General features: G+C 45.2%; 19 protein-coding genes, 1 tRNA gene, 1 other RNA gene and 1 other annotated feature. Of the genes, 19 read left to right on the forward strand and 2 right to left on the reverse strand.

Annotated features, from left to right (window positions below; genetic code table 11):
- Nucleotides 1-88: 88 nt before the first annotated feature.
- The 12 genes from thrC (at nucleotide 89) to queA (ending at nucleotide 14516) form a co-directional block, all read left to right on the forward strand.
- Nucleotides 89-1582, forward strand: a complete 1494-nt coding sequence (gene thrC, locus ACLROL_RS00265) for a threonine synthase (RefSeq protein ID WP_413067117.1) — start codon at nucleotides 89-91, stop codon at nucleotides 1580-1582.
- A gap of 6 nt (nucleotides 1583-1588) precedes the next feature.
- The gene (locus tag ACLROL_RS00270) at nucleotides 1589-1942 is read left to right on the forward strand and encodes a hypothetical protein (protein ID WP_413067118.1); all 354 of its coding nucleotides are present in this window, start codon (nucleotides 1589-1591) and stop codon (nucleotides 1940-1942) included.
- A 104-nt stretch (nucleotides 1943-2046) separates the two neighbouring features.
- Nucleotides 2047-3003, forward strand: coding sequence for an AAA family ATPase (locus ACLROL_RS00275; RefSeq protein ID WP_087198866.1), 957 nt, complete (start codon nucleotides 2047-2049; stop codon nucleotides 3001-3003).
- Nucleotides 3004-3005: 2 nt separating this feature from the next.
- On the forward strand, nucleotides 3006-4073 hold the full coding sequence (locus ACLROL_RS00280) for a DUF58 domain-containing protein (RefSeq protein ID WP_413067119.1): 1068 nt from the start codon (nucleotides 3006-3008) through the stop codon (nucleotides 4071-4073).
- 12 nt (nucleotides 4074-4085) lie between these two features.
- Nucleotides 4086-6302, forward strand: a complete 2217-nt coding sequence (locus ACLROL_RS00285; protein WP_413067120.1) for a transglutaminaseTgpA domain-containing protein — start codon at nucleotides 4086-4088, stop codon at nucleotides 6300-6302.
- A gap of 40 nt (nucleotides 6303-6342) precedes the next feature.
- Nucleotides 6343-6526, forward strand: a non-coding RNA gene (gene ssrS / locus ACLROL_RS00290) — 6S RNA.
- A 126-nt stretch (nucleotides 6527-6652) separates the two neighbouring features.
- Nucleotides 6653-7996: a SpoIID/LytB domain-containing protein gene (locus tag ACLROL_RS00295; protein WP_287447825.1), complete on the forward strand. Its 1344-nt coding sequence runs from the start codon at nucleotides 6653-6655 to the stop codon at nucleotides 7994-7996.
- 8 nt (nucleotides 7997-8004) lie between these two features.
- Nucleotides 8005-8847: a YihY/virulence factor BrkB family protein gene (locus tag ACLROL_RS00300; RefSeq protein WP_087198869.1), complete on the forward strand. Its 843-nt coding sequence runs from the start codon at nucleotides 8005-8007 to the stop codon at nucleotides 8845-8847.
- A gap of 305 nt (nucleotides 8848-9152) precedes the next feature.
- Nucleotides 9153-9593, forward strand: a complete 441-nt coding sequence (locus ACLROL_RS00305; protein ID WP_287447824.1) for a hypothetical protein — start codon at nucleotides 9153-9155, stop codon at nucleotides 9591-9593.
- 61 nt (nucleotides 9594-9654) lie between these two features.
- Nucleotides 9655-9904, forward strand: a binding site (T-box leader).
- 106 nt (nucleotides 9905-10010) lie between these two features.
- Nucleotides 10011-11030: a phenylalanine--tRNA ligase subunit alpha gene (pheS, locus tag ACLROL_RS00310; RefSeq protein ID WP_087198870.1), complete on the forward strand. Its 1020-nt coding sequence runs from the start codon at nucleotides 10011-10013 to the stop codon at nucleotides 11028-11030.
- Between the two features lie 26 nt (nucleotides 11031-11056).
- On the forward strand, nucleotides 11057-13474 hold the full coding sequence (pheT, locus tag ACLROL_RS00315) for a phenylalanine--tRNA ligase subunit beta (RefSeq protein ID WP_413067121.1): 2418 nt from the start codon (nucleotides 11057-11059) through the stop codon (nucleotides 13472-13474).
- Between the two features lie 16 nt (nucleotides 13475-13490).
- On the forward strand, nucleotides 13491-14516 hold the full coding sequence (gene queA, locus ACLROL_RS00320) for a tRNA preQ1(34) S-adenosylmethionine ribosyltransferase-isomerase QueA (protein ID WP_087199223.1): 1026 nt from the start codon (nucleotides 13491-13493) through the stop codon (nucleotides 14514-14516).
- Nucleotides 14517-14802: 286 nt separating this feature from the next.
- Here the strand turns inward: queA and ACLROL_RS00325 are convergent, their stop codons facing one another.
- A complete protein-coding gene (locus tag ACLROL_RS00325; protein ID WP_087198872.1) occupies nucleotides 14803-15645 on the reverse strand; it encodes a YitT family protein in 843 nt (280 codons plus the stop codon).
- A gap of 97 nt (nucleotides 15646-15742) precedes the next feature.
- Here ACLROL_RS00325 and ACLROL_RS00330 point away from each other — a divergent pair, with 97 nt between their 5' ends.
- Entirely contained in the window at nucleotides 15743-16417 is a 675-nt protein-coding gene (locus ACLROL_RS00330) for a Crp/Fnr family transcriptional regulator (protein WP_413067122.1), read from the forward strand.
- Nucleotides 16418-16442: 25 nt separating this feature from the next.
- On the opposite strand, the gene ACLROL_RS00335 is transcribed toward ACLROL_RS00330, so the two are convergent.
- Nucleotides 16443-16529, reverse strand: a tRNA-Ser gene (locus ACLROL_RS00335).
- Nucleotides 16530-16752: 223 nt separating this feature from the next.
- On the opposite strand from ACLROL_RS00335, the gene tdh reads away from it, so the two are divergent.
- The 6 genes from tdh (at nucleotide 16753) to trkA (ending at nucleotide 24967) form a co-directional block, all read left to right on the forward strand.
- Nucleotides 16753-17805: an L-threonine 3-dehydrogenase gene (gene tdh, locus ACLROL_RS00340; protein WP_087199225.1), complete on the forward strand. Its 1053-nt coding sequence runs from the start codon at nucleotides 16753-16755 to the stop codon at nucleotides 17803-17805.
- A gap of 21 nt (nucleotides 17806-17826) precedes the next feature.
- Nucleotides 17827-19029, forward strand: a complete 1203-nt coding sequence (locus ACLROL_RS00345; protein ID WP_413067123.1) for a glycine C-acetyltransferase — start codon at nucleotides 17827-17829, stop codon at nucleotides 19027-19029.
- A 457-nt stretch (nucleotides 19030-19486) separates the two neighbouring features.
- Complete coding sequence (gene chvE / locus ACLROL_RS00350) at nucleotides 19487-20617, forward strand: multiple monosaccharide ABC transporter substrate-binding protein (RefSeq protein WP_413067124.1); 1131 nt, start codon at nucleotides 19487-19489, stop codon at nucleotides 20615-20617.
- Between the two features lie 99 nt (nucleotides 20618-20716).
- Nucleotides 20717-22270 carry a multiple monosaccharide ABC transporter ATP-binding protein gene (gene mmsA, locus ACLROL_RS00355; protein ID WP_087198876.1) on the forward strand — a complete coding sequence of 518 codons (1554 nt, stop codon included), beginning with the start codon at nucleotides 20717-20719 and terminating at the stop codon, nucleotides 22268-22270.
- A 2-nt stretch (nucleotides 22271-22272) separates the two neighbouring features.
- Nucleotides 22273-23442, forward strand: coding sequence for a multiple monosaccharide ABC transporter permease (gene mmsB, locus ACLROL_RS00360; protein WP_087198877.1), 1170 nt, complete (start codon nucleotides 22273-22275; stop codon nucleotides 23440-23442).
- 163 nt (nucleotides 23443-23605) lie between these two features.
- Nucleotides 23606-24967 (forward strand): Trk system potassium transporter TrkA, encoded by a 1362-nt coding sequence (trkA, locus tag ACLROL_RS00365; protein ID WP_287448502.1) that lies wholly within the window; start codon nucleotides 23606-23608, stop codon nucleotides 24965-24967.
- Nucleotides 24968-24975 lie beyond the last annotated feature (8 nt).

The following is a 24975-nucleotide window of genomic DNA, read 5'->3' on the forward strand; positions in this document are numbered from 1 at the left end:
CGATGAAGCAATTGAATTCCAGCGAGGAATGTGGTATAATTCCCGACAAAATCGTGTGTTTGCTACGCATCAATGAGGAGGAGATGCTATGGAGTTGTTTTATAAAAGTACAAGAAATGAAAATGTGATGCTGACGGCATCGGAAGCGATACTGAAAGGGCTCTCCGACGAAGGAGGACTTTTTGTGCCGGAGAGGATTCCGATACTTCCAGTGGGCATGGAAGAGTTAAAAGAGATGGATTACAGGGAGACTGCATACGTGGTCATGAAGCAATTTCTCACTGACTTCACAGAGGAAGAATTAAAAAGCTGTATTAAGAACGCATATGATGAAAAATTTGATACGGAGGAGATCGCGCCGCTTGCAAAAGTGGATGAGGTCTATTACCTCGAGTTGTTCCACGGTGCGACGATCGCCTTCAAAGATATGGCGCTTTCTATTCTTCCTCATCTTTTGACGACGGCGGCCAGAAAAAATAATGTCAAAAATGAGATCGTGATCCTTACAGCAACATCCGGAGACACAGGGAAGGCAGCCCTGGCGGGATTCGCTGATGTGGAAGGCACAAAGATCATCGTCTTTTATCCGAAGGACAGAGTCAGTGAAGTGCAAAAACTTCAGATGGTCACACAGAAGGGGGACAATACTGCAGTAGTAGCAATCCATGGAAACTTTGACCAGGCTCAGAGCGGTGTGAAGGCTATGTTTGAAGATAAAGAGATGAAGGAAAAGATGGAGAAAGCAGGATATCAGTTCTCCTCGGCTAATTCCATCAATGTGGGACGACTTGTACCGCAGATCGTCTACTACGTCTACGCCTACGCTAAACTTTTGAAAAACGGAGAAATCCAGGAAGGGGAAAAGATCAATGTGGTAGTTCCGACAGGCAATTTTGGCAATATTCTTGCAGCCTGGTTTGCCGGGCAGATGGGTATTCCGATTGCAAAGCTTATCTGCGCATCCAACGAAAACAAAGTGTTGTTTGACTTTTTTGATACCGGCGTCTATGACCGTAACCGGACATTCATTTTAACGGAATCGCCTTCTATGGATATTCTGATTTCCAGCAATCTGGAACGCCTGATCTATCTGGTTTCTGGAAGAAACACTGGAAAAAACAGAGAGCTGATGGAGGAATTAAAAGAAAAGGGCAGGTATGCCATCAGTGACAAGATGAAGGCAGAACTATCTGGTTTTGCTGCAGGATATGCCTCCGAAGAAGAGATGAGGCATGCCATCCATGATACGTACAGGAATACTGGATATGTATTGGATCCTCATACTGCCGTGGCGTCTGCGGTATATAAAAAATACCGGAAGGAAAGCGGGGACGAGACAAAGACGGTCATTGCTTCCACAGCAAGTCCATATAAATTTGCAAAAAGTGTTCTCCATGCAATCGATCCGGACAAATATGCCGGAAAAAGCGGACTCTCCCTGATGGACGACTTGAAAGAAGTGTCCATGACAGAGATTCCAAAGGCGGCGGAGGAGATACGCAATGCACCGATCCGTCACACGGCAGAATGTGATGTGTGCGATATGAAAAAAACAGTGGAAGAAATATTGGGATTGAGGTAATCATTTATGAACAGTTTTGATTTGATATGGGGAATCGTAGGAACGGTCTGTGGGATTTACTGTATCGTGGGATGGTACCGGATGGTAAAAAAAGGGACCATTTGTACGACTGTACTCCTTCCAAAGGATATCAATGTAAGAAAATGTAAAAATCAGGAAGAATACCGGAAAAAGGCTGCGCCGAAACTTTTGGTTCTAGGGATTGCACTTCTGATTGTCGGAATCTTTGATTTTGTGACAACGTATACGGAGACGAGAACAAATCTTGGAGTGTGGATTTCCCTTGGGATTCTGCTTATTGTTCTTGTATGGTTTATGATCACTACTTCGAGGCTGCGAAAAGAATATTTTGATATGTAATGTATGGGGGCTCAACAGAGCTCCCTTTTGTTATCCACGTGGGTATTGCGTATTGTGGAGAGGAAGGGAAAAGGGTATAATGAAAATAAAAAGGGAGAAAACATATGGGGAAAGAATATCAAGAAAATGCTGCGGCAGCAGTCATTGAAGAAGTCAATAAGGCAGTCATAGGAAAAGAGGAATGTGTAACGAAGGTCATGGCGGCTATTTTGGCGGGAGGCCATGTATTGATTGAGGATATTCCGGGAGTCGGAAAGACAACCATGGCGATGGCTTTTTCAAAATGCATGGGGCTTGACAGAAACCGGGTACAGTTTACTCCCGATGTCCTTCCGGCGGATATCGTGGGATTTTCCCTGTATGACAAAATCACAGGAAAATTTACCTATCAGCCTGGAGCCGTCATGTGCAACTTGTTTCTGGCAGACGAGATCAACAGAACATCCCCAAAGACACAGTCTGCACTTCTGGAAGTGATGGAAGAAGGTACTGTAACGGTAGACCAGATTACAAGAAAAGTCCCGGATCCGTTCATTGTCATTGCTACAGAGAACCCATATGGTTCCGCGGGAACGCAGATGCTTCCGGAATCACAGCTTGACCGTTTCATGATCTGCATTTCTATGGGATATCCGGATATTCAGACAGAGATCGATATCGTGAAGGGGAATCAGAAAGGAAATCCGGTGGAACAGATCCGTCCTATCATCGGAAAACAGATGTTGATAGAAATGTGCAGTGAAGTGGAGGATATCTATATACATGATGCGATCTATGACTATATCGGGAGGCTTATCGGTGCTACAAGAGAACATCCTATGGTTCGTATGGGGATAAGCCCTCGGGGAACCATTGCCCTTGCCAAAGTGACGAAGGCCATGGCATACCTGAGCGGAAGAGATTACTGTATTCCGCAGGACGTTGCCGAAATTTTCCCGAATGTGGCAGTCCACCGTATTTTTGTAAACGCCAAGGCAAGGGCCGTACAGATAACGTCACGGGATGTGATAAAGGAAGTCTTGGCAAAGACGGAGAAGCCGTCTGTGAGGAAAGGACACTGAATATGAAAAAGGCCGTATATTTCAGCATTATGCTTCTTACCGTTTATCTGAATCTTGTATATGAATGGGAAGAAGGGACTTCCGTTCTTTCCGTGGAGATTCTCTTCCTTTTGTTTCTGTATGGAACGGTGCGGTTATGGAAGGGGAAGATTGCTGTTCTGCCTGTGGGAGGATTTCAGATCGCAGAGGAAGGAGAGCATTTGGATATCCCCTTTATTGTAGAAAACAGGGGAAAGGTGCGTACACCGGATATCCGGTTCCGGATCAGAGGACAAAGATTTTTCGTAAACAGCCTGGAGAAAAGAAGAAAACAGACGGTTCTCTGTCCTTTCGAGGCGGAAGGGTGTGGCAGACAGATACTTTTGCCGGAAAAAATCTGTGCGGCGGACGCCCTTGGAATGTTCTGGATTCCCCTTCGGAAAGCAGAGAGGGAGGCTGCAGAAATCCGCGTAATACCGAAGTGTTACCCTGTGTTTGCAGAGATTACCAAGGCGACCCGAAATTTTCTTGTGGAAAGTGATGAGTACGACAAAGACCGGGGCGGGGACGATAGTTCCGAGGTGTTTGACGTCCGTTCTTATCGTCCGGGGGACAGGATTTCAAGAATTCACTGGAAGCTGAGCGCACGATCAGATGAGCTTTACATGAAGGAGTTCAGCTGTCCCATCGGCGCTTCGGTTATTCTCTTTCTTGGACGGAAAGATGAGGAAAAGGGAGAGGAGAATCAGCAGGACTTTCTCCGGATAGCCGTGTCGGCGGGACGGGCCATACTTGACGAGGAATGTTGGTTTTATACTGTCTGGAAGGAGAAGCGTACGGGCAGGTGGGTGCGCAGATTGATCAAAGACGAAGAAACGTATTATGAATGGCTTGTAGCGCTTGCAGGAGTCGGAGTGTCTGATTTTGACCGGATCGACGAGGAAGAGTACAGACACGAGTTTCACGAACCGTATCGATCGGCCCTCTTTGTTCAGGATAACCTGACCATCAGTGGGACGTTCCAGGAGGAAATCCGGTTCCAGCGGGACAAGGTAAAAGAAAAACTGGCAGAAACTGTACTGATTATTTAAGACAGGGGAAATATGAGTAAAAAGAGAAAAAAACAACAGACAACGATCCAGCAGGGGCTGATGAGCCTTTTTGCGGCCGCAGCTGCCGGCATGGCGTTGATTCGGGCGGTAGTCTCCGTGACCGGATTTTACTTTTTTGTTCCGGTCATCATGTTAGGGACTGTGATTGGGATGGCTGCCTGGCTTCCATATGTGCTGACAAGACAGAAGAAACTATGTATTCTGCTTGGAGTGGCTCCTTTTGCGGTAATATCTGTACTTTTGAGAGGAAAGCTATGGAACATCCTTGCAGATGGGATCGTTCTGCCGATTTTTGAAAGTATGGATACTTATTTTCGGAATAATATGTATCCGGCAAAAAAGGTGTCCGCTTTTGGGACGGTGGAAATGACTTTCGGAATATTGTTTCTCTGCCTTGCCATCCTGTGTTTACTGATGATTCTCTGGGGGTATCGGGGGCAAAAAGTGACCGGGATCCTTCTTGTGGGATGTATCTGCGCACTTCCGTTTTTGACAGGAAATACACTGGATGGAGCTGGAGCGCTGGCGGCGGGGCTTTCGGTGCTGTTCCTCGTCATGCCAGACCGGAAAAGGGCTGGCTGGTATGTGATAGTCACAGCTGCGGCTGCCGTCTTTGCGGGAATGTTTTTCCCGAGGATCGTGTTGGATCAGATATTTCAAAACCCGGTTCCGATCTGGGAATATGCAGAGTCTTTTGTTTACGGGGACACGGCGGCAGGAGGCGTGTCGGACGGTCGGCTTGGAGATGTGGAAGAAGTGAGAGAGAGCGGGAGAGATCAGCTGGAGATTGTCCTTTCAGAGTTTCCAGAGCAGACATTGTATCTCCGGGGATACGTCGGCGTAGTCTATGAAGATAATGAGTGGAAAAGAACCCGTGATACAGGAGGACTGGGGGAAAATGAGCTGGCCAGGCAGAGAGAAAGGGAGTTCACACGGGCTTCGGACAATGCGGGATATTATGGATGGCAGACGATGAAAACAGAGATCCGAAGGCTTGGGGCAAACAGCAGATATGCATACATTCCGTATATCAGCAGAGGAGATCAGTCATACTATTATGATCTGTATGCAGAAGGGAATGCCTCAGACTACGAGGCGGACACTGTGCTTGTGCAGGAAGTGACAGATCTGGAATATTTCCCTTCTTTTGAAGATACAGGCGAGGATCAGGAGTATCTAGAAACCATAAGAGATCTTTATACGGAAGTGCCAAAGGAGACGGAACAGCTTTTTGATGATATGGCAGGAAGCGTGTACGAGACAGATATTGTTTCCATGGCCGGAAATATCCGCGATCAGCTGGGAAATATGGCTATTTATACGAAAAGCCCGGGAAGGATGCCTAGAGGGGAAGATTTTCTTACATGGTTTGTGGAAAATCAGAAGGGCTACTGTGTCCATTTTGCATCCGCAGGAGTCATGCTGTTTCGCATCAATGATGTCCCTGCACGTTTTGTATCGGGGTATGTGGCCAGACCGGAACAGTTTGAAGAGACAGAGGACGGAACATACAAAGCGGTGCTTGACGACAGCATGGCACATGCATGGCCAGAAAACTATGTGGATGGACTTGGGTGGATGCCTGTGGAAGTGACTCCTTCTGCCGGGATACCTGCTGGAATATCGCAGGAGAATGGTCAGGCCGAGACGCCGCAGGAGCCAGATACGCCATCTCCTCAGGACACACCGGAACAGCCTTCGGAAGTTCCTCAGACGGATCCGGCTGCCACATCGGAGGATGATCCGGGGCAGAATACGGAAAATCCTGGAAGCGGTATCTCTGTGCGGGAAAAAAGAAATCTGTATGCTTCATGCGGAATCGGGATTTTGCTTGTAGGAGTTGGTGCCGCAGCTGTTCTCCTTCGTGAGCGGAGGTGGCGAAAACTCAGGAAGAACCGGGACAAACAAGGACACTACCTGGATATATACAGATTCCTTTTCGATCTGCTTTCCTGGAAGCAAAAGGGGAAAGAACTTTCGGAAGACGTGCAGGAGACGGCTGAGATACTGGAAAAAATATATGGGATCCCACGGGAAGAAAGTGAGGTTGTTCTGGAAAAAGCCTACGAGATTGTTTTTGGAAATGGAAAAGCAAACCGACAGCAGCAGAGAAATCTCTGGAAAATATGTGAAAACGTCAGAAAGCAAATACAAAGAAATCTCAGCTTTTCGGAAAAGATTTCCTTTCTTTACAGGAAAGGATTTTAAATAAATATTGAAACATGTGGGATAATACGTTATAATAAATACAAACCTGAAATGTACGACAACTCTTGTAATTTTGAACCTACAATACTTTAAACGGGATTCCTATATCTCTGTAATATGTCAGGCCTCAGCGCGATCCAGTGGAAGACAGAAAAGCAGATGCGGTTGCCCACCTAGCAGACTGCTAGGAGTCAAAATACAGGAGCCGGCATTTTGGGGAATCTGCAAAAGATAAGGAGCAGTCGTTTTACGGCTGCTCTTTTCAGTATAGTGAAAATCATTTGGACAAAGACATATACAAAGTTTTCAAGTCATACATTAAGAGAAAAGAAACGGACAAGGTGCACACGATGAGGAATAATTGGAACGGAAGATTTCTCTATTATTTTGGTGGGCTGATCCTGGCGCTTTTTTTCGTTGCGGGACTTATACATACAGTGACTGGAAATGCTACCGGGGCAGGGGAAGAGCAGAAGGTGCAGGAGAACAAAAAAGCGAGTGCGGACAAAAAGTCTTCTGAGAAAATGGAATCAAAAACAGAAACGGAAGATTCTATACGTGTTCTTCTGAAGACGAATGGATTTTCCGATGAAGTACATGCACAAATCACAGTATCCGCCAAGGAAGGTCTTGTACTCACAGGCGGAAAAGAGACGAAAAAGATAAATGCAGGAGAGAGTGCTTCGATCCGACCCGATGATGCGATGTTTCAAAACGGGACAATCCGGGTTGCTCCCGCTGCCGATGGGGACAAGATCGTGGTGGAAAGCCTCAAAAGAGGATATGGAACACCTTCCTACAGAGGAACGATGGAACTTTACAAAACTGCACAGGGTATTGCAGTTGTAAATGAGCTTTCCCTGGAAGAGTATTTATACGGGGTTGTTCCAAGCGAGATGCCTGCCTCATATGAGATGGAGGCATTGAAGACACAGGCTGTCTGTGCCAGAAGCTATGCATACTGCCATCTGCAGGGAGAGGCATATCCGCAATATCGGGCAAATGTGGACGACAGTACAGCATACCAGGTGTACGGAAACTCAAAAGAGCAGGAAAAAACGATCCAGGCTGTGGACGCCACAAAAGGAGAATATTTGACTTTTAATGGGAAACCCGTGAAGGCCTACTATTTTTCTACATCCTGCGGTCACACAACAAATGTGGAAGCATGGGGCACGACTGTAGGAAAAGAAAATCAATATCTGAAAGGTTCCGAAATTTCAGAAAACGGCGAGTGCTACGAAAAAGCGCTTCCTTGGTTTTCCTGGAGCTGCGATATCCCGCAAACAGTCCTATCCAATCTTTTTGGGTTGAATACAGGAAAAGATGTAGGGATGATCCAGAACATCGAAATTACAAAACGCGGAGAGGGCAATATTGCTCTGGAAATGAAAGTAACCGGCACAAAGGGAGAGCATACCGTAAAGACAGAAAATAAGATCCGTTCCGCTCTTGGAGGAAGCGGGTATGAGATCACAAGACAGGACGGATCCAAGGCCGCAGGTTCCCGGCTCCTGCCAAGTGCATTTTTTGAGATTACAAGACAAAACGATGTGTTCCATATCGAAGGAGGGGGATATGGACACGGGATCGGTATGAGCCAGAATGGTGCGAATGAGATGGCAAAAAGAGGAAAAGACTATAAAACGATACTTTCCCTGTTTTACAGCGGAGTGAAAATAGAAAACGAGTGAGGAGAGAAATGAAAAGGATATTCGGGACAATACGAAAAATACAGGGAAAAGTGATGAAGAGTCATCTGGGTGCATATGCGGCACAGTCCGCCTTCTTTTTTGTGCTGTCGCTGATTCCCTTCATACTGCTTTTGATGACTATGATACAGTTTACGCCCATTACGAGGACAAATATCAAAGATGCGATCGAACAGGTCCTTCCGCAATCCATCATTCCATTTATCATGTCCATAGTAAATGAAGTGTATAATCAGTCAAAAGCAATCATTCCGGTAACGCTTCTTGTGGCGCTTTGGTCAGCGGGACGGGGCGTGCTTGCTGTGACATCGGGACTGAACTGTATTTATGAAAGCAAGGAAACACGGAATTATTTTTATCTGAGACTTCGGTCTTCTGTCTACACAGTGTTGTTCTTGCTTGTGATCGTCCTGTGTCTGCTTCTTGCAGTGTTCGGAAATCGCATCAGTGTTTTTGTGCAGTTTCATGTGCCGGTCCTTATCAAAGCGATGGATTTCCTTATTCGGATCCGGACAATGCTCATGACAGGGGTAATGGTTGTTTTCTGTCTGCTTCTCTACCGTTTTTTGCCGGATATGAAAAAAAAGACGAAATGGAAACATCAGATACCGGGGGCAGTTTTTGCAGCGATCGGATGGCAGGTGCTGTCACTTGTCTTTTCCGTGTATCTGGATATTTTTCAGGGATTTTCCACGATGTATGGAAGTCTTACAACCATTGTTCTTGTCATGCTCTGGCTTTATTTCTGCATGTATGTGATCTTGCTTGGCGGAGCGTTTAACACTCTTATATACAAAGACAATGTGGACCTGGAACATCCGGAAAGTCAATAGCATATTTCTGTATTGGAAAGAGAAAAGGAAATTGACAGACAAAAGTAAACATGCTATAGTAAGCGTAAGCAATCGAAAGGGAGTAGCTGAACACCGGAAACGGTGGGTTTGAAATCGTCAATCGATGTCGAGAGACATCCGTATCAAATGAAATAGCAAGACTTTTATTGTGACAGAAAGAGCGTCATGGTAAAGGTCTTTTTTATTTCTGAAACGGGAAGCTTCCAACCACAGACTTCATAGACCAGAATCCGTAAACTGTATCTTCTGTCACAGAAGATTGCGGAGAAAGAGAGGATAAGGATATGAAACAGAGAGAAAAAATGAGGAACACACAAATTATGAGGAGAGAGACACAAGAGGCCATACTTGCGGGGGAAGACGCTCTGGAGAGCCTTATCGCGGCGCAGGAGAGACTTTCAAGTGCAAAGAGCTGGGGCGTTTTTGACATGCTTGGCGGAGGGTTTATTGCAAGCATGGTAAAGCACTCGAAGATGAATGAGGCAGCGGAATTGATGGAGGAGGCCAAAGAAAGACTCCAGAGATTCCAAAGAGAGCTTTTTGACGTGGATGTACCTCAGGAGTTTCAGATGGAGATCAGTGGATTTTTGTCTTTTGCAGACTTTTTCTTCGATGGCATCGTGGCAGATTATCTCGTGCAGTCCAAGATCAATGATGCCAGAGAACAGGTTGATGACGCCATTGAAAGAGTCCGGAAAATTTTGGGAGATTTGAAAAAGTGGTAAAAAAAGATCGGTTTTTAACCTTGACAAAGCAGGAGTGTGCCGCTAGAATAAAAACGATATGAAAAAAGCTGAGAATGTGTAAGTAGGATGTCTGCTTCCAAAAGAGAGAGGGAATCACGGGCTGAAAGTTCCCTTTGGTTCAGCAAACAGACCGAATTTCCCACAGGAGCTTCATTTCTGAAAAAGGCGCAGGAGTGTCGAAAAGTAGGAAATGACGTCGAATGCACGTTACGCATACATGAGAGCCTGTAGATTTTGATAAGATACAGGAATCAGGGTGGTACCGCGGGTATAGTTTCCCCGTCCCTTTTCAGGGACGGGGTTTTTTATTTTATATGAAAGTCCCTGAGGACAGGAAACTGATATTTTTGCGGAAGACTTTGAGTATACGGGTCATCATCAAGAAGGAGGAGAATCATGAAAGAAAAGTTGCAGAGCATCAAAGAGGAAGCACTCAGGCAGATACAGGAAGCAGATCTGCCGGAAAAACTGAATGATGTACGTGTGAAATTCCTTGGAAAAAAAGGAGAACTCACGGCTGTTTTAAAAGGAATGAAGGACGTGGCTGCCGAGGAACGTCCGAAAGTAGGACAGATGGTAAATGAAGTCCGCGCTGAGATCGAAGGGATACTGGAAGAGACGAAAAAGAAGATGGACGCAAAATTGCTGGAGGAGAGACTGAAGACAGAAGTCATCGATGTGACGCTCCCGTCCAAAAAGAATGTGGTAGGACACCGCCATCCGAATACGATCGCTCTGGAAGAAGTGGAAAACATCTTTGTGGGCATGGGATATGAAGTAGTGGAAGGGCCAGAGATCGAGTATGATCTGTATAATTTCGAAAAGCTCAATATCCCGGCGGATCACCCGGCAAAAGATGAGCAGGATACATTTTATATCAACAAGGACATTGTGCTGCGTACCCAGACATCTCCGGTGCAGGCACGTATTATGGAACAGGGAAAACTTCCGATCCGTATGATCGCACCGGGAAGGGTATTCCGTTCCGATGAAGTGGACGCGACGCATTCTCCTTCTTTCCACCAGATCGAAGGACTGGTCATTGACAAGAATGTTTCTTTTGCAGATCTGAAGGGAACACTGGAAGTCTTTGCCAAAGAACTGTTTGGACCGGATACGAAGACAAAGTTTCGGCCGCATCACTTCCCGTTCACAGAGCCAAGTGCTGAGGTAGACGTGACCTGTTTTAAATGCGGCGGAAAAGGATGCCGTTTCTGTAAAGGATCCGGATGGATCGAAATACTGGGATGCGGCATGGTACACCCGCACGTGCTGGAAATGTGCGGCATCGATCCGAATGAGTACAGTGGATTCGCATTTGGAGTAGGGCTTGAGAGAATCGCACTTTTGAAATACGAGATAGACGATATGAGACTTTTATACGAAAATGACATCAGATTCTTAAAGCAGTTCTAAGACAGTGGATTTAGGAGGAAAAATCAATGAATACATCATTATCATGGGTAAAGGCCTATGTTCCGGATCTGGACGTGACAGAGCAGGAGTATACAGATGCTATGACATTGTCCGGGACAAAGGTAGAAGGATATGAAAAACTGGATGCCGATCTTGACAAGATCGTCGTAGGTCAGATTAAAAAGATAGAGAGACATCCCGATGCAGATAAACTTGTTATCTGTCAGGTAGATATCGGAACAGAGACGATTCAGATCGTGACAGGGGCGCCAAACGTGGAGGAAGGACAGAAAGTTCCGGTTGTTCTCGACGGTGGACGTGTGGCAGGAGGCCATGACGGAAGCAAAACGGAAGGCGGCATTGAGATCAAGAAAGGCAAATTGAGAGGTGTGGAGAGCTTCGGTATGATGTGTTCCATCGAAGAGCTGGGATCTACGAGGGACATGTATCCGGAAGCTCCAGAAAATGGTATCTATATTTTTGAGGACGATGTAGAAGTCGGGGCGGACGCAGTGGAAGTCCTCGGTCTTCACGATGCGGTATTTGAGTATGAAATAACATCGAACCGTGTGGATTGTTTCAGCGTCATCGGGATTGCCAGGGAAGCGGCCGCTACGTTCAGAAAGGAATTCCATCCTCCTGTGGTAACAGAGACAGGCAATAATGAAGATGTCAACGATTACATCAAAGTTACTGTAGAAAATAAAGATCTTTGCCCGCGCTACTGTGCAAGGGTTGTAAAAAACATCAAGATCGGACCATCTCCGAAGTGGATGCAGAGAAGACTTGCGTCTGTAGGTATCCGTCCGATCAATAATCTGGTTGATATCACGAACTATGTCATGGAAGAATACGGACAGCCGATGCACGCATATGACCTGGATACGATCGCAAAGAGTGAGATCATCGTGAGAAATGCACAAGAAGGGGAAACCTTCGTGACGCTGGATGGACAGGAAAGACACCTGGATCAGGATGTGCTCATGATCTGCGACGGAGAGAAATCCATCGGTATCGCAGGAATCATGGGAGGAGAAAACTCCATGATCACAGACGATGTAAAGACAATGCTTTTCGAGGCGGCATGTTTCGACGGAACCAATATCCGAAAGTCCAGCAAACGTGTGGGACTCAGAACTGATGCGTCCGGAAAATTTGAAAAAGGTCTTGATCCGAACAATGCGAAGGCTGCTATCGACCGGGCATGCCAGCTTGTGGAAGAGATGGGTGCCGGGGAAGTTGTAGGCGGAACAGTGGATGTGTACAGCAAAGTGAAGGAACCGGTAAGAGTGGCATTTGACCCGGAAGCTATCAATACGCTTCTCGGAACAGATATACCGAAGGAAGAGATGCTCTCCTATTTCGAAAAGATCGGCCTTGCATATGATGAAGCGACAGGCGAGATTATCGCTCCGACTTACCGGCATGACATTTTCCGTATGGCGGATCTGGCAGAAGAAGTGGCAAGATTCTACGGTTATGACAATATCCCGACGACGCTGCCGAAGGGAGAGTCTACAACAGGGAAGCTTTCCTACAAACTTCGTATCGAAGGCGTTGCAAGAGACATCGCTGAATTCTGCGGATTTAGCCAGGGAATGACATACTCTTTTGAAAGTCCAAAAGTATTTGACAAGCTCCGGCTTGCCGAGGACGCTCCGGAAAGAAAAGCGATCCAGATCTTAAACCCGCTTGGAGAAGATTACAGCATCATGAGAACGATCTCTCTGAATGGTATGCTCACATCCCTTGCAACAAACTACAACAGAAGAAACAAAGATGTACGGCTCTATGAGCTTGGAAATATCTATCTCCCGCAGTCCCTTCCGCTTACGGAACTTCCGGAAGAGAGGATGCAGTTTACGCTTGGAATGTATGGGGAAGGAGACTTCTTCACAATGAAAGGAGTTGTGGAAGAATTCCTGGAAAAAGTCGGAATGCGAAAGAAAGAGACATACGATCCGAATGCCGGAAAACCATTCCTGCACCCAGGCCGTCAGGCAAATATTATTTATGACGGTACTGTTATTGGTTACCTGGGAGAAATCCATCCGCTCGTGGCAGAGACATACGGAATCGGCGGACGCGCGTACGTGGCAGTAATCGATATGCCGGAGATCGTATCCCGGGCAACATTCGACCGCAAATATGAAGGAATCGCCAAATTCCCTGCTGTGACACGAGACATCAGTATGGTAGTTCCAAAAGAAATCCTGGCAGGACAGATCGAAGAGATGATCGAGCAGAGAGGCGGGTCCATTCTGGAAAGCTATAAACTCTTCGACCTGTATGAAGGAGCACAGATCAAAGAAGGATACAAGTCAGTAGCATATTCCATCGTATTCCGTGCAAAAGACAGAACTCTCGAAGAGGCGGATGTCGCAAAAGCCATGAAAAAAATCTTAAACGGGCTGGAAAGCATGGGAATCGAATTGAGACAGTAAGAGGACGAAAACCATGATGAAAAAAGAGGACTTTTATTTCGATCTTCCGGAAGAACTGATCGCCCAGGATCCCCTGGAAGATCGCTCCGGATCGAGACTGCTTGTGTTAAATAAAGAAACCGGGGAAATCGCTCATCATGTGTTCCGGGATGTCATCGATTACCTGAACCCTGGGGACTGTCTTGTCATCAATGATACGAAAGTCATCCCGGCCAGGCTGATCGGATCAAAAGTGGGAACAGACGCAAAGATCGAGATCCTGCTTTTGAAGCGGAGAGAAAATGATGTGTGGGAGACACTTGTAAAGCCGGGAAAGAAGGCGAAGCCGGGTACGAAGATTCAATTTGGGGAAGGACTTCTTACGGGGGAAGTCATCGATGTGGTAGAAGAAGGAAACCGTCTGATACAGTTTACCTATGACGGGATCTTTGAAGAAATTCTGGACCAGCTTGGCCAGATGCCCCTTCCGCCGTATATCACACATCAGCTGAAGGATAAAAACAGATATCAGACGGTTTACGCAAAGCACAGCGGTTCGGCGGCAGCTCCGACGGCGGGACTTCACTTTACGCCGGAACTTCTGGAAGAGATTCAGAAAAAAGGAGTGCAGATAGCCCATGTGACGCTGCATGTGGGACTTGGAACATTCCGTCCGGTCAAGGTGGAAAATATCATGGAGCATCACATGCATTCGGAATTTTATCAGATTGAGGCTTCCGAGGCAGAGAAGATCAATCGGGCAAAGGAGGAAGGACACCGGGTTATCTGTGTAGGCACAACAAGCTGCCGGACAGTCGAATCGGCCGCCGGGGATGATGGGAAACTCAGAGAATGCAGCGGATGGACAGATATCTTCATCTATCCGGGATACAAATTTAAGATTCTGGACTGCCTGATCACAAATTTTCATCTCCCGGAATCCACATTGATCATGCTGGTCAGCGCACTGGCCGGGAGAGAGCATGTCCTTGGCGCCTACGAAGAGGCGGTAAAAGAAAAATATCGGTTCTTCAGCTTTGGGGATGCCATGCTGATCCAGTAGACAGAGGAAGGATTTCTATTCGGAAAAATTGCATAAAAAAGCGGCCGGCTGCAGTATGTTATGGGAGGTAAATGCAGCCGGCCCTTTTTGAGGGTTGGAAGGTTTACTTTTTGGTTTTAATAGTGTTAGAACTATTACACTATCTAATATAATGGATAAATGTGAAAGGAATATGTCTACAGAATAAAAGGATTATAAAAAAACAAAAGAAAATATTAAGAAAATATGTAAAAAAGATTGCGCGTACTGGCTGGTCTTAGGAGTGGGCCGAAACGCGCAATCTTTTTTAACGTTCGATCGTGTATCCCCGTCCGCCCACATATTGGATGTTGTCGATGACAGTAAAAGCGGTCGGATCGATGGAGTAGATCATTTTTTTTACTTCACTGATCTTCCGGTAAGGAAGGACAGTGAGGACAACTTTTGTATTCTTGTGCATATATCCAGTCTCTGCATTCAGGAAAGTCACGCCGGTATCATATGTCTGAAGAAGCTCTGTGCGTATCTTTTCATATTGAGGGGAAAAGATCAGAAGCTGTACTTCGGATTTTCCAAATGTGATGACTTTGTTGATCATGATGCTGCAGCAGAGGATCACTACGATTCCGTATACAGTCTGAAGGATCGGTTTGGAGACTGCCTGAAAGAGAATGACTGTACAGTCACAAACATACATGACAACAGAAATCGGGACACCAAATTTTTTGTTCAGGACAACGCCGAGAATGTCAAACCCGCCGCTGGAACCGTTGGCACGGAGAATCATCCCGCTTCCTATGCCAAGAAGGCATCCGGCGATCAGACTGCTGAGGAAAGGATCCTTTGCAAGTTCCTGAAAAAGATGGATCTGGGAGAAGAACTCCAGAAGCACTGGAAAAAGAAAGGTCATGATCAGTGTCTTGAAAATGAATTCCTTTCCTGCAAAGATCCATCCAACAGCAAAAAGAAGGATATTGATGGAAAGGACGATCCAGGACAGGGGAAGGCGAATCACGGAATTTAAGATCACGGAAAGCCCGGTTACCCCACCGGCAACAAATTCCTGGGGCAGTACAAACAGCCCGAAAGCGGCAGCAGTCATGGCGCCGCCGAGAATAATCCATATATAAGATGCAAGTTTTTTCTTCATACTCTATTACCTCCGCATCTATTATAAAAAAATAAGCGTGCGCCACACTGTAATATATGCTACAATTAATGGGAAGATTAAAGCATAGGAGAGAAAAATGGTAAAGATTCCGGAAAAATATTTTTCTTATTTTAAAAAGGCAGGCACAGTAAAAGTGTACCGGAAAAGACAGATCATTTATTTGCAGAATGACTCTGCGGATGCATTGTATCTGATCTTGAGCGGTCGTGTGCGTGTATTCAATACAACTGTGACCGGAAAGGAGACGACACTGGAAATTGTGGAGAAAGGAAGGATTTTCGGAGAGTCTTCTTTTCTCGGGGAATACAGACGACCTACAACGGTGGAAGCGGTCAATACCGTAACGCTTGTCTCATGCAGCATTGAAAATCTGATCCCGATACTGAAAGAATCCGAAGAATTGATGATGCTTATGTTTCAGCATTTGAGCCAGACATGCGATTATCTGGCGAATAAGGTATACCGTCTTACCAATTATAACCGCTACCAGAGGATCGCAAATTTCCTTCTGGAAGAAACGGCCTGTTCAAATCCGGATAAAGATATTACAGAGGACGGGATTCCATATACCCATGAAGAAATCGCTGGACTTTTGGGACTCAGCAGAGTTACCGTGTCCAAAGTGTTGGCCTCTTTTATGGAAAAAGGCATGATAAAAAATGGATACCGCAAGATCCTGATTTTAGACAGACGGGCGCTCCAACACGAATGTGAACGGAAAGAAAAAAATAAAGTGGCTGTATTCGAATGAATACACCACTTTTTTTCAACCAAAACGCTGCAGGAGGGTTTCGAACCCTCGTGCCCCGTAAAGGGCTAACGGTTTTCGAGACCGTTCCAATAAACCGCTCTGGCACTGCAGCTCGTTTGTATATTATAGCAAAATCAGGAAGAAAAGAAAAGACCTAAAATATAAAAAACAAAATTTGACTGTCGTACAAAGACAACTGTGCATGTATGCGAGAAAAAAACAAAGATGAAAGAAATGTTCGCCTGTCGCGGAAAAAACACTTGAAATTTCATAAAAGAACGTGTATTATGAAGGTAGAAATTATGCAGTTTGCAGAAAAGAACGGAGGAATACAAATGGGCGACAATATGATGTGGGCATTAGTAAAAGAGAAACCGGAAGCAGGACTTTGGATGAAGAGGGTACCGATCCCGGAAGTCGGACCAAATGATGTAAAAATCAAAATCCATAAAACAGCTATCTGCGGTACAGACGTACATATTTATCAGTGGAATGAATGGGCACAGCACACAATTCCAGTAGGACTTACAGCGGGACATGAATATGTCGGAGAAGTTGTAGAAGTAGGTCCGGGTGTACAGGGATTCAAGATTGGAGATCTCGTATCTGGCGAAGGACATATTACATGCGGAAAGTGCAGAAACTGTCTGGAAGGACACAAAGAAAACTGTAAAGATGCCAAGGGAGTCGGCGTCAACAGAAACGGAGCATTTGCGGAATATCTTGTAATTCCGGCATCCAATGTATGGCCGTGCAACCCGAATATCCCGGAAGAAATGTACGCAATCTTTGATCCATTTGGAAATGCAACACACACAGCTCTTTCTTATGATATGCTCGGAGAAGATGTACTGATCACTGGCGCAGGTCCGATCGGTATCATGGCAGCAGCTATTGCAAAATTTTCAGGAGCAAGACACGTTGTTGTTACAGATCTGAACCAGTACCGTCTGGATCTTGCAACAAAACTTGGGGCAACAAGAACAGTGAACTTAAAAGAAGAAAAACTGACAGACGTCATGAAAGAAATTGGTATGACAGAGGGATTTGACGTAGGTCTTGAAATGTCCGGAAGCCCGGCAGGACTTTCCGACATGATCCATAATATGAAACACGGCGGAAAGATTGCTCTTTTAGGTCTTCAGGGGACAGAGACAAAAGTAGATCTTGAAACAGTGATCTTCAACGGACTGAATATCCGTGGTATTTACGGAAGAAAAGTATGGGATACATGGTACAAGATGTCCACAATGGTACAGGCAGGGCTTGACATCTCCCCGATCATCACACACCGTTTTGATATCAAAGATTATCAGAAGGGATTCGACGCGATGATCTCCGGAAATTCAGGAAAAGTCGTACTTGACTGGTCTCATATCAATGATTAGAAGAAAGGAAGAATGATTGCCATGGCACGTAAAAATGATATCTTAAGCATTTATGCAAAAACAGTAGAAGAAATCAAAGAAGCAGGCCTTTTTAAAGGAGAAGCGCCTATCTTTTCCCCACAGGGAGCAAAGGTAAAACTGGAAGACGGAAGAGAATATCTCAACATGTGTGCAAATAACTATCTTGGACTTGGCGACAACCAGAGACTGATCGACGCTGCAAAACGTACTTACGATGACAGAGGATTCGGTGTTGCTTCCGTACGTTTCATCTGCGGAACACAGGATATCCACAAACAGCTGGAGAAAAAGATCTCTGATTTCCTTGGAACAGACGATACAATTCTCTATTCTTCCTGCTTTGATGCAAACGGCGGATTGTTTGAAACGATCTTAAAAGCAGAAGATGCTGTAATCAGTGATGAGCTGAACCATGCATCCATTATCGATGGTGTCCGTCTGTGCAAAGCAAAACGGTATCGCTATAAAAATAATAATATGGAAGATCTGGAAGCAAAACTGAAAGAGGCAGATGAAGCTGGGGCAAGAATCAAACTCATCGCAACAGACGGTGTGTTCTCTATGGACGGTATCATCGCAAATCTGAAGGGAATCTGTGATCTTGCAGACAAATACAACGCACTTGTCATGGTAGATGACAGCCATGCAGTTGGATTTGTCGGAAAGAAAGGACGCGGTACAGCAGAATACTGCGGAGTAGAAGGACGCGTGGACATCATCACAGGAACGCTTGGAAAAGCGCTGGGCGGAGCTTCCGGCGGATATACATCCGGACGTCAGGAAATTATCGATCTGCTTCGTCAGCAGAGCCGTCCATACCTGTTCTCCAATTCCCTTGCTCCGGCTATCGCAGGTGCAAGTATCGAACTGTTCGATATGCTCAGTGAAAGCACAGAACTGAGAGATCATCTGGAAGAAGTGACAGCATACTATCGTAAGAAACTGGACGACAATGGATTTGATGTGATTCCAGGAACTCATCCATGTGTACCGGTAATGATCTATGATGAAAAAACAGCGGCAGAATTTGCAAAACGTATGATGGAAAAAGGCGTTTATGTCGTTGCATTCTCCTATCCGGTTGTACCGAAGGGAAAAGCAAGAATCCGTACACAGGTTTGTGCAAGCCACACAAAAGAAGACATCGATTTTATCGTAAAATGTTTTATCGAAGTCAGAGAAGAAATGGGATTAAACAAATAATTATAGGTAGCCATGATAAAGAGAAAGAGCCGTTTTCATAACGGTTCTTTCTCTTTTTGTGTAAATATAAGAGGATGATGACAAAATTACTGAAAATGGAAAGTGGTTTTTGTGCATATTTTTGTCACTAATTTAACAAAAAAGTAGGAATGTAAAAAATAGTAGTATAACAATTGTGCAAAAAGACGGACATGTATAGATTGTAAAAAGGATAGATATATACAACTTCACAAAAAAAAGATAACAAATTGTGTGCAACACTGGCACTATAAATAAAAAAGAATTGACAATATAATAAAAAGCGTGTAATATTTGTATATAAAATAAAAGAAGAAACACGAAAAAATATGCAAAGTGAATAAAAAACGGTTTCTTCTTTCGGAATGTAGGTCAACGCCGGCAGATCGTACATATCCTGGAACGAGAATGTGAGAATGGACAAGGAGGACGTTACATTATGAAAAAGAAAATGCTTGCACTTGTGATGACAGCAGCGATGGTATTTTCCATGGCAGCCTGCGGCGAAAAGAAAGACAGTGGCAAAGAAGCTACTTCTGGAACTGTAGAGACAGGCGAACAGGCGGAATCAAACGGAATGAAAGTTGGTATCGCAATGCCTACTCAGTCATCCGAGCGCTGGATCAATGACGGAAACAACATGAAAAAGCTCCTGGAATCAAAAGGATATGAAGTAACACTTCAGTACGCTGAAGACGATCCGCAGGCTCAGGTATCTCAGATTGAGAACATGATCACACAGCAGGTAGACGCGCTCGTGATCGCAGCCGTTGACGGCGATTCTCTTGCAAGTGTATGCGGACAGGCAAAAGCAAATGATATCCCGATTATTTCTTATGACCGTCTGATTATGAATACAGATGCGATCAGCTACTATGCAACATTCGATAACAAAGGTGTCGGTGTAAAGATCGGCGAATATATTAAAGAAAAGAAAGATCTGGATGCAGCAAAAGCAGCAGGCGAATCCTACACGATCGAATTCTTCATGGGATCTCCGGATGATAACAATGCGAAGTTCTTATACAATGGTATCATGGAAGTACTGCAGCCGTATCTGGATGACGGAACACTTGTATGTAAGACAGGAAGAACTTCCTTCGATGATACATGTATCCTCAGATGGTCTCAGGAGACAGCTCAGCAGTGGTGTGAAAACTACCTGTCTGCTCAGTACGCAGACGAAAAACTTGATATCGCATGTTCCGCATTCGACGGATTCTCCTACGGTATCAAAGCTGCTCTTACATCAGCAGGTTACACAGCAGAAGACTGGCCGCTTGTAACAGGACAGGATGCGGAATTGATGGCTGTTAAGAACATCGTAGCAGGTACACAGACAATGTCTATCTACAAAGATACACGTCTCCTGGCTGAAAAAGCTGGAACAATGGTAGACGCAGTGCTTCAGGACAAAGAACCTGAAATCAATGATACAGAACAGTATGATAACGGAAAACTGGTTGTTCCGACTTATATGTGTGAACCACAGCCTGTTGACAAAGACAACTACAAAGAACTTCTGATCGACGGCGGATACTACACAGAAGAACAGATCAACGAAAAATAATTATGTAATATAATATAGTGCATAAGTAAGCTTACAAAGGCGGCGTATTGATCGCCGCCTTTTGAATGAAGATGAAAAACAGGAAAGGAGTGAGGGCGGATGTCAGATGTTATTCTGGAAATGAATCACATTACAAAAAAGTTTTCCGGAGTAAAAGCGCTTGACGATGTCAATCTCAAAGTAAAGCGGGGAGAGATCCACGCGCTTTGCGGCGAAAATGGAGCAGGAAAATCCACACTGATGAACGTGCTCTCCGGAGTGTATCCGTATGGTACATACGAAGGGGACATCATCTACAAGGGCGAGAAGTGCCAGTTCCACAAAATCAAAGACAGTGAACATAAGGGTATCGTTATTATTCATCAGGAATTAGCGTTAAGCCCATATCTGTCCATTGCGGAGAACGTGTTCATGAGCAATGAACAGACAACGGTAAAAGGTGTCATCGACTGGAAGAAAACAAGGCTGGATGCCAGAAAAATGCTGGAAAAGGTTGGACTGGAAGATGAGGATGTGGATGCTCCGATCAATTCCCTCGGAGTAGGAAAACAGCAGCTTGTAGAGATTGCCAAAGCTCTTGCAAAACAGGTAGACCTTCTCATTCTGGATGAGCCGACAGCGGCCCTGAATGACGAGGAAAGTGCGCAGCTTCTGGAGATCATGCTGAATCTGAAAAAACAAGGTGTAACTTGTATCATTATTTCCCACAAGCTCAATGAGATCAGTTATGTGGCGGATGCCATTACGATCATCCGCGACGGCCATACAATCGAGACACTTGTAAAAGGTAAGGATGAATTTTCTGAAGACCGTATCATCAAAGGAATGGTAGGACGTGAGCTTACCAACCGTTATCCGGAGAGAACAGACTGCAAGATCGGCGATGTCATCTTCGAAGTCAAGGACTGGAATGTATACAATCCGGAAGATGCCAGCCGCCAGATGCTCAAAAATATCAATCTCAAAGTAAGAGCGGGAGAAGTTGTAGGCCTTGCAGGACTTATGGGAGCAGGAAGAACGGAATTTGCCATGAGCGTGTTCGGACATTCTTACGGACAGAAGATCAGCGGAAAAGTTTTGATGCACGGAAAAGAAGTCAGCACAAAGACAGTAAGGGAAGCGATCAAGCATAAGATTGCCTATACGTCTGAAGACCGAAAGACATACGGTCTTGTGCTGATCGATGATATCAAACATAACATGACGATGGCAGCTCTTCGTGATCATTATTCCAAGCATGGAGTTGTAGATAAAAATGAGGAGATCGTGGCAGCGGAAGAGTACAGAAAGAGAATCAATGTAAAGACGAATTCGATCAATCAGCCGGTAGGCTCTTTATCCGGTGGAAACCAGCAGAAAGTCGTCCTTGCAAAATGGATGATGACGCTTCCGGATGTTCTGATTCTGGATGAACCTACACGTGGTATCGACGTAGGTGCAAAATACGAAATTTACTGTGTTATCAATGAACTTGCAAAGGCGGGGAAGGCCGTGATCGTCATTTCCTCCGAAATGCCGGAAGTCATCGGTACATGCGATCGTGTGTATGTGCTGAATGAAGGAAAGATCGCAGGTGAGTTGAGTAAGGCCGAGTTATCTCAGGAAAGAATCATGCAGTGTATCATGCAGGATAATAACAGGAAAGGGGAATAACGATGAATAAGAAGAAAACCGTGAATATCGATCTGAAGCAATACATGATGTTGATTGCTTTGATCGTAATCTTTATATTGTTTTATGTACTTTCAGGCGGCACCAATGCCAGCCCGACAAATATCAACAACCTGATCATGCAGAATGGTTACGTTGTCATTCTTGCAACAGGTATGCTCCTCTGCGTACTGACAGGTAACGTTGACCTTGGTGTAGGATCCGTGCTTGCCCTGGCAGGCGCTACAGCTGGTATCATGATGGTTGACTACGGCAGTTCCCCGGTTGTTGCGATCCTGGCAGCTCTGGCAGTTGGGCTTGTGGCAGGTGTCTTTGCAGGATTCTTTATCGCTTTCCTGGATATTCCGCCATTCGTAGTAACTCTGGCAACAATGCTTATGGGACGTGGTCTTACATATACGTTCCTTCAGGCTCAGACAAAAGGCCCTCTTCCGGATTCTTACGCACAGATCGGAAACGGGTTCCTTCCGACAGTTACGATCAACTTCGGAAGCGGTACGCTGGATCTTGTATGTATTGTGATTGCAGCGATTATTACAGTACTTTTGATTTTCTCTGAATTAAAGACGATCAAGACAAACAATAAATACGGATTTGCAAATATCAAAACATGGCAGCTCATTGTAAAAGATGCGATCGTCATCTTTATCGTATGGTTCTTCTTCTACAAACTTGGCAGCTACCATGGAATTCCGGTTCAGCTTGTTATCATGGCAGTGATCGTAGGAATCTATCACTTCATCACAAGCAGAACAGTTGCAGGACGTCAGATCTACGCACTTGGTGGTAACGCGAAGGCAGCACGCCTTTCCGGTATCAATACAAGAAAAGTATTCTTCTGGGTATATACAAACATGGGCGTGCTCGCAGCGGTTGCAGGTATCGTGTTATCCGCACGTAACGCTTCCGCGACACCGAAAGCCGGAGACGGTTTCGAGCTTGACGCCATCGGTTCCTGTTACATCGGTGGTGCAGCTGCAGCCGGTGGTGTAGGTACGATCATCGGAGCTGTTGTAGGTGCGTTTGTTATGGGTATTCTGAATAACGGTATGTCCCTGATGGGTATGTCTACAGACTTCCAGAAGGTAGTAAAAGGTATCGTTCTTCTCGGAGCTGTTACATTTGACGTACTTTCTCACAGAAAGAAAAACTAATAAAAAGAAGGAACTAAGATGCCGGTTTTTGCCGGCATCTTTTGTTTTGCTGAAAAAATATTTTCCTTGTGGAAACCGCTTGCTTTTATAAAAAAAAGGAGTATAATGAGTTACGATTTCATAAATAAACTATTAAAAAAATATAAACAAAACTGGAGGAACTATGAATATCATTATTGTAGGAGCTGGAAAGGTCGGCACAACGATTGCCGAGCAATTGAGTTCTGAAAACCATAATATTACGATCATTGACCTGAATCAGAAAAAAGTAGAGGAAGCGGCGGAAGACTTTGATATCCTTGGGGTTGTCGGAAACGGTGCCAGTTACCAGGTGCAGATGGAAGCCGGCGTGAAAGATGCAGATCTTCTGATCGCAGTCACAGGTGCGGATGAGCTGAATCTTCTGTGCTGCCTGATTGCAAAGAAGGCCGGAAAGTGCCAGACTGTAGCAAGAGTGCGAAACCCTATGTACAGCAGAGAAGTCAATTTTATCAAGAGACAGATGGGGCTTTCTGTAGTGATCAATCCAGAGCTGACCGCTGCGCTTGAGATATCCAAGCTTCTACGACTTCCTTATGCAAAGAAGGTAGATACTTTTGCAAGGGGAAGGGTAGAGATGATCAAATTCCGTATCCATCCGGAACTTCATGTGGGAGGATTGAAGATTTCGGATATCCCGCAGAAGATGAAATGCGACGTCATGATCTGTGCGATTGAAAGAAAAGGTCAGGTTATCATTCCAGGCGGAGACGTTGCCTTGGAAGACAACGATCTGGTATCCATGATGGCGGTTCCGAAAGAAACTGCCAGATTCTTTAAGAAAATCGGAATCAAGACACATCAGGTTAAAAGTACGCTGATCGTAGGCGGCGGAACGATCGCATATTATCTTGCGAAACAGCTCCTTGAGATGAGGGTGGAAGTGCGTATCATCGAACAGAGAAAAGAAAGATGCGAGGAGCTAAGTGAGCTGCTTCCAGAAGCTACGATACTTCAGGGAGACGGAACGGACAAGGAACTTCTTCTGGAAGAAGGACTCAAGCATACGGAAGCATTCGTGGCTCTTACCAATATGGATGAAGAAAATCTTATGCTTGCCATGCTTGCAAGAAAGTATTCAGATGCAAAGCAGATTGCAAAAGTAAACAGGATCCATTTTGAAGAAGTCATCGACGATCTGGATATCGACAGTGTGATCTATCCCAAAAATCTGACGGCCGATCATATTACGAGATATACGAGGGCAATGCAGAATTCCATGGGGAGCAATGTGGAGACATTGTATAAGATTCTTGACGGGAAAGCAGAAGCTCTGGAATTTGTCATCCGGGAGGAATCAAAGGTAACCGGGTATCCGCTCGCGGAGCTGCGCTTAAAGGACAACCTTCTTGTATGTTACATCAGCCGGAATGGACAACTGAAGATTGCCCGTGGACAGGACGATCTTCGCGTAGGGGATTCCGTGATCGTTGTAACGACTCACAAGGGACTGGACGATATCACAGATATTCTGGAAAGAGCATAAGAGAAAGG

The sequence above is a fragment of the Sellimonas sp. genome, assembly GCF_047234585.1.
Lineage (GTDB): Bacteria > Bacillota > Clostridia > Lachnospirales > Lachnospiraceae > Sellimonas > Sellimonas caecigallum.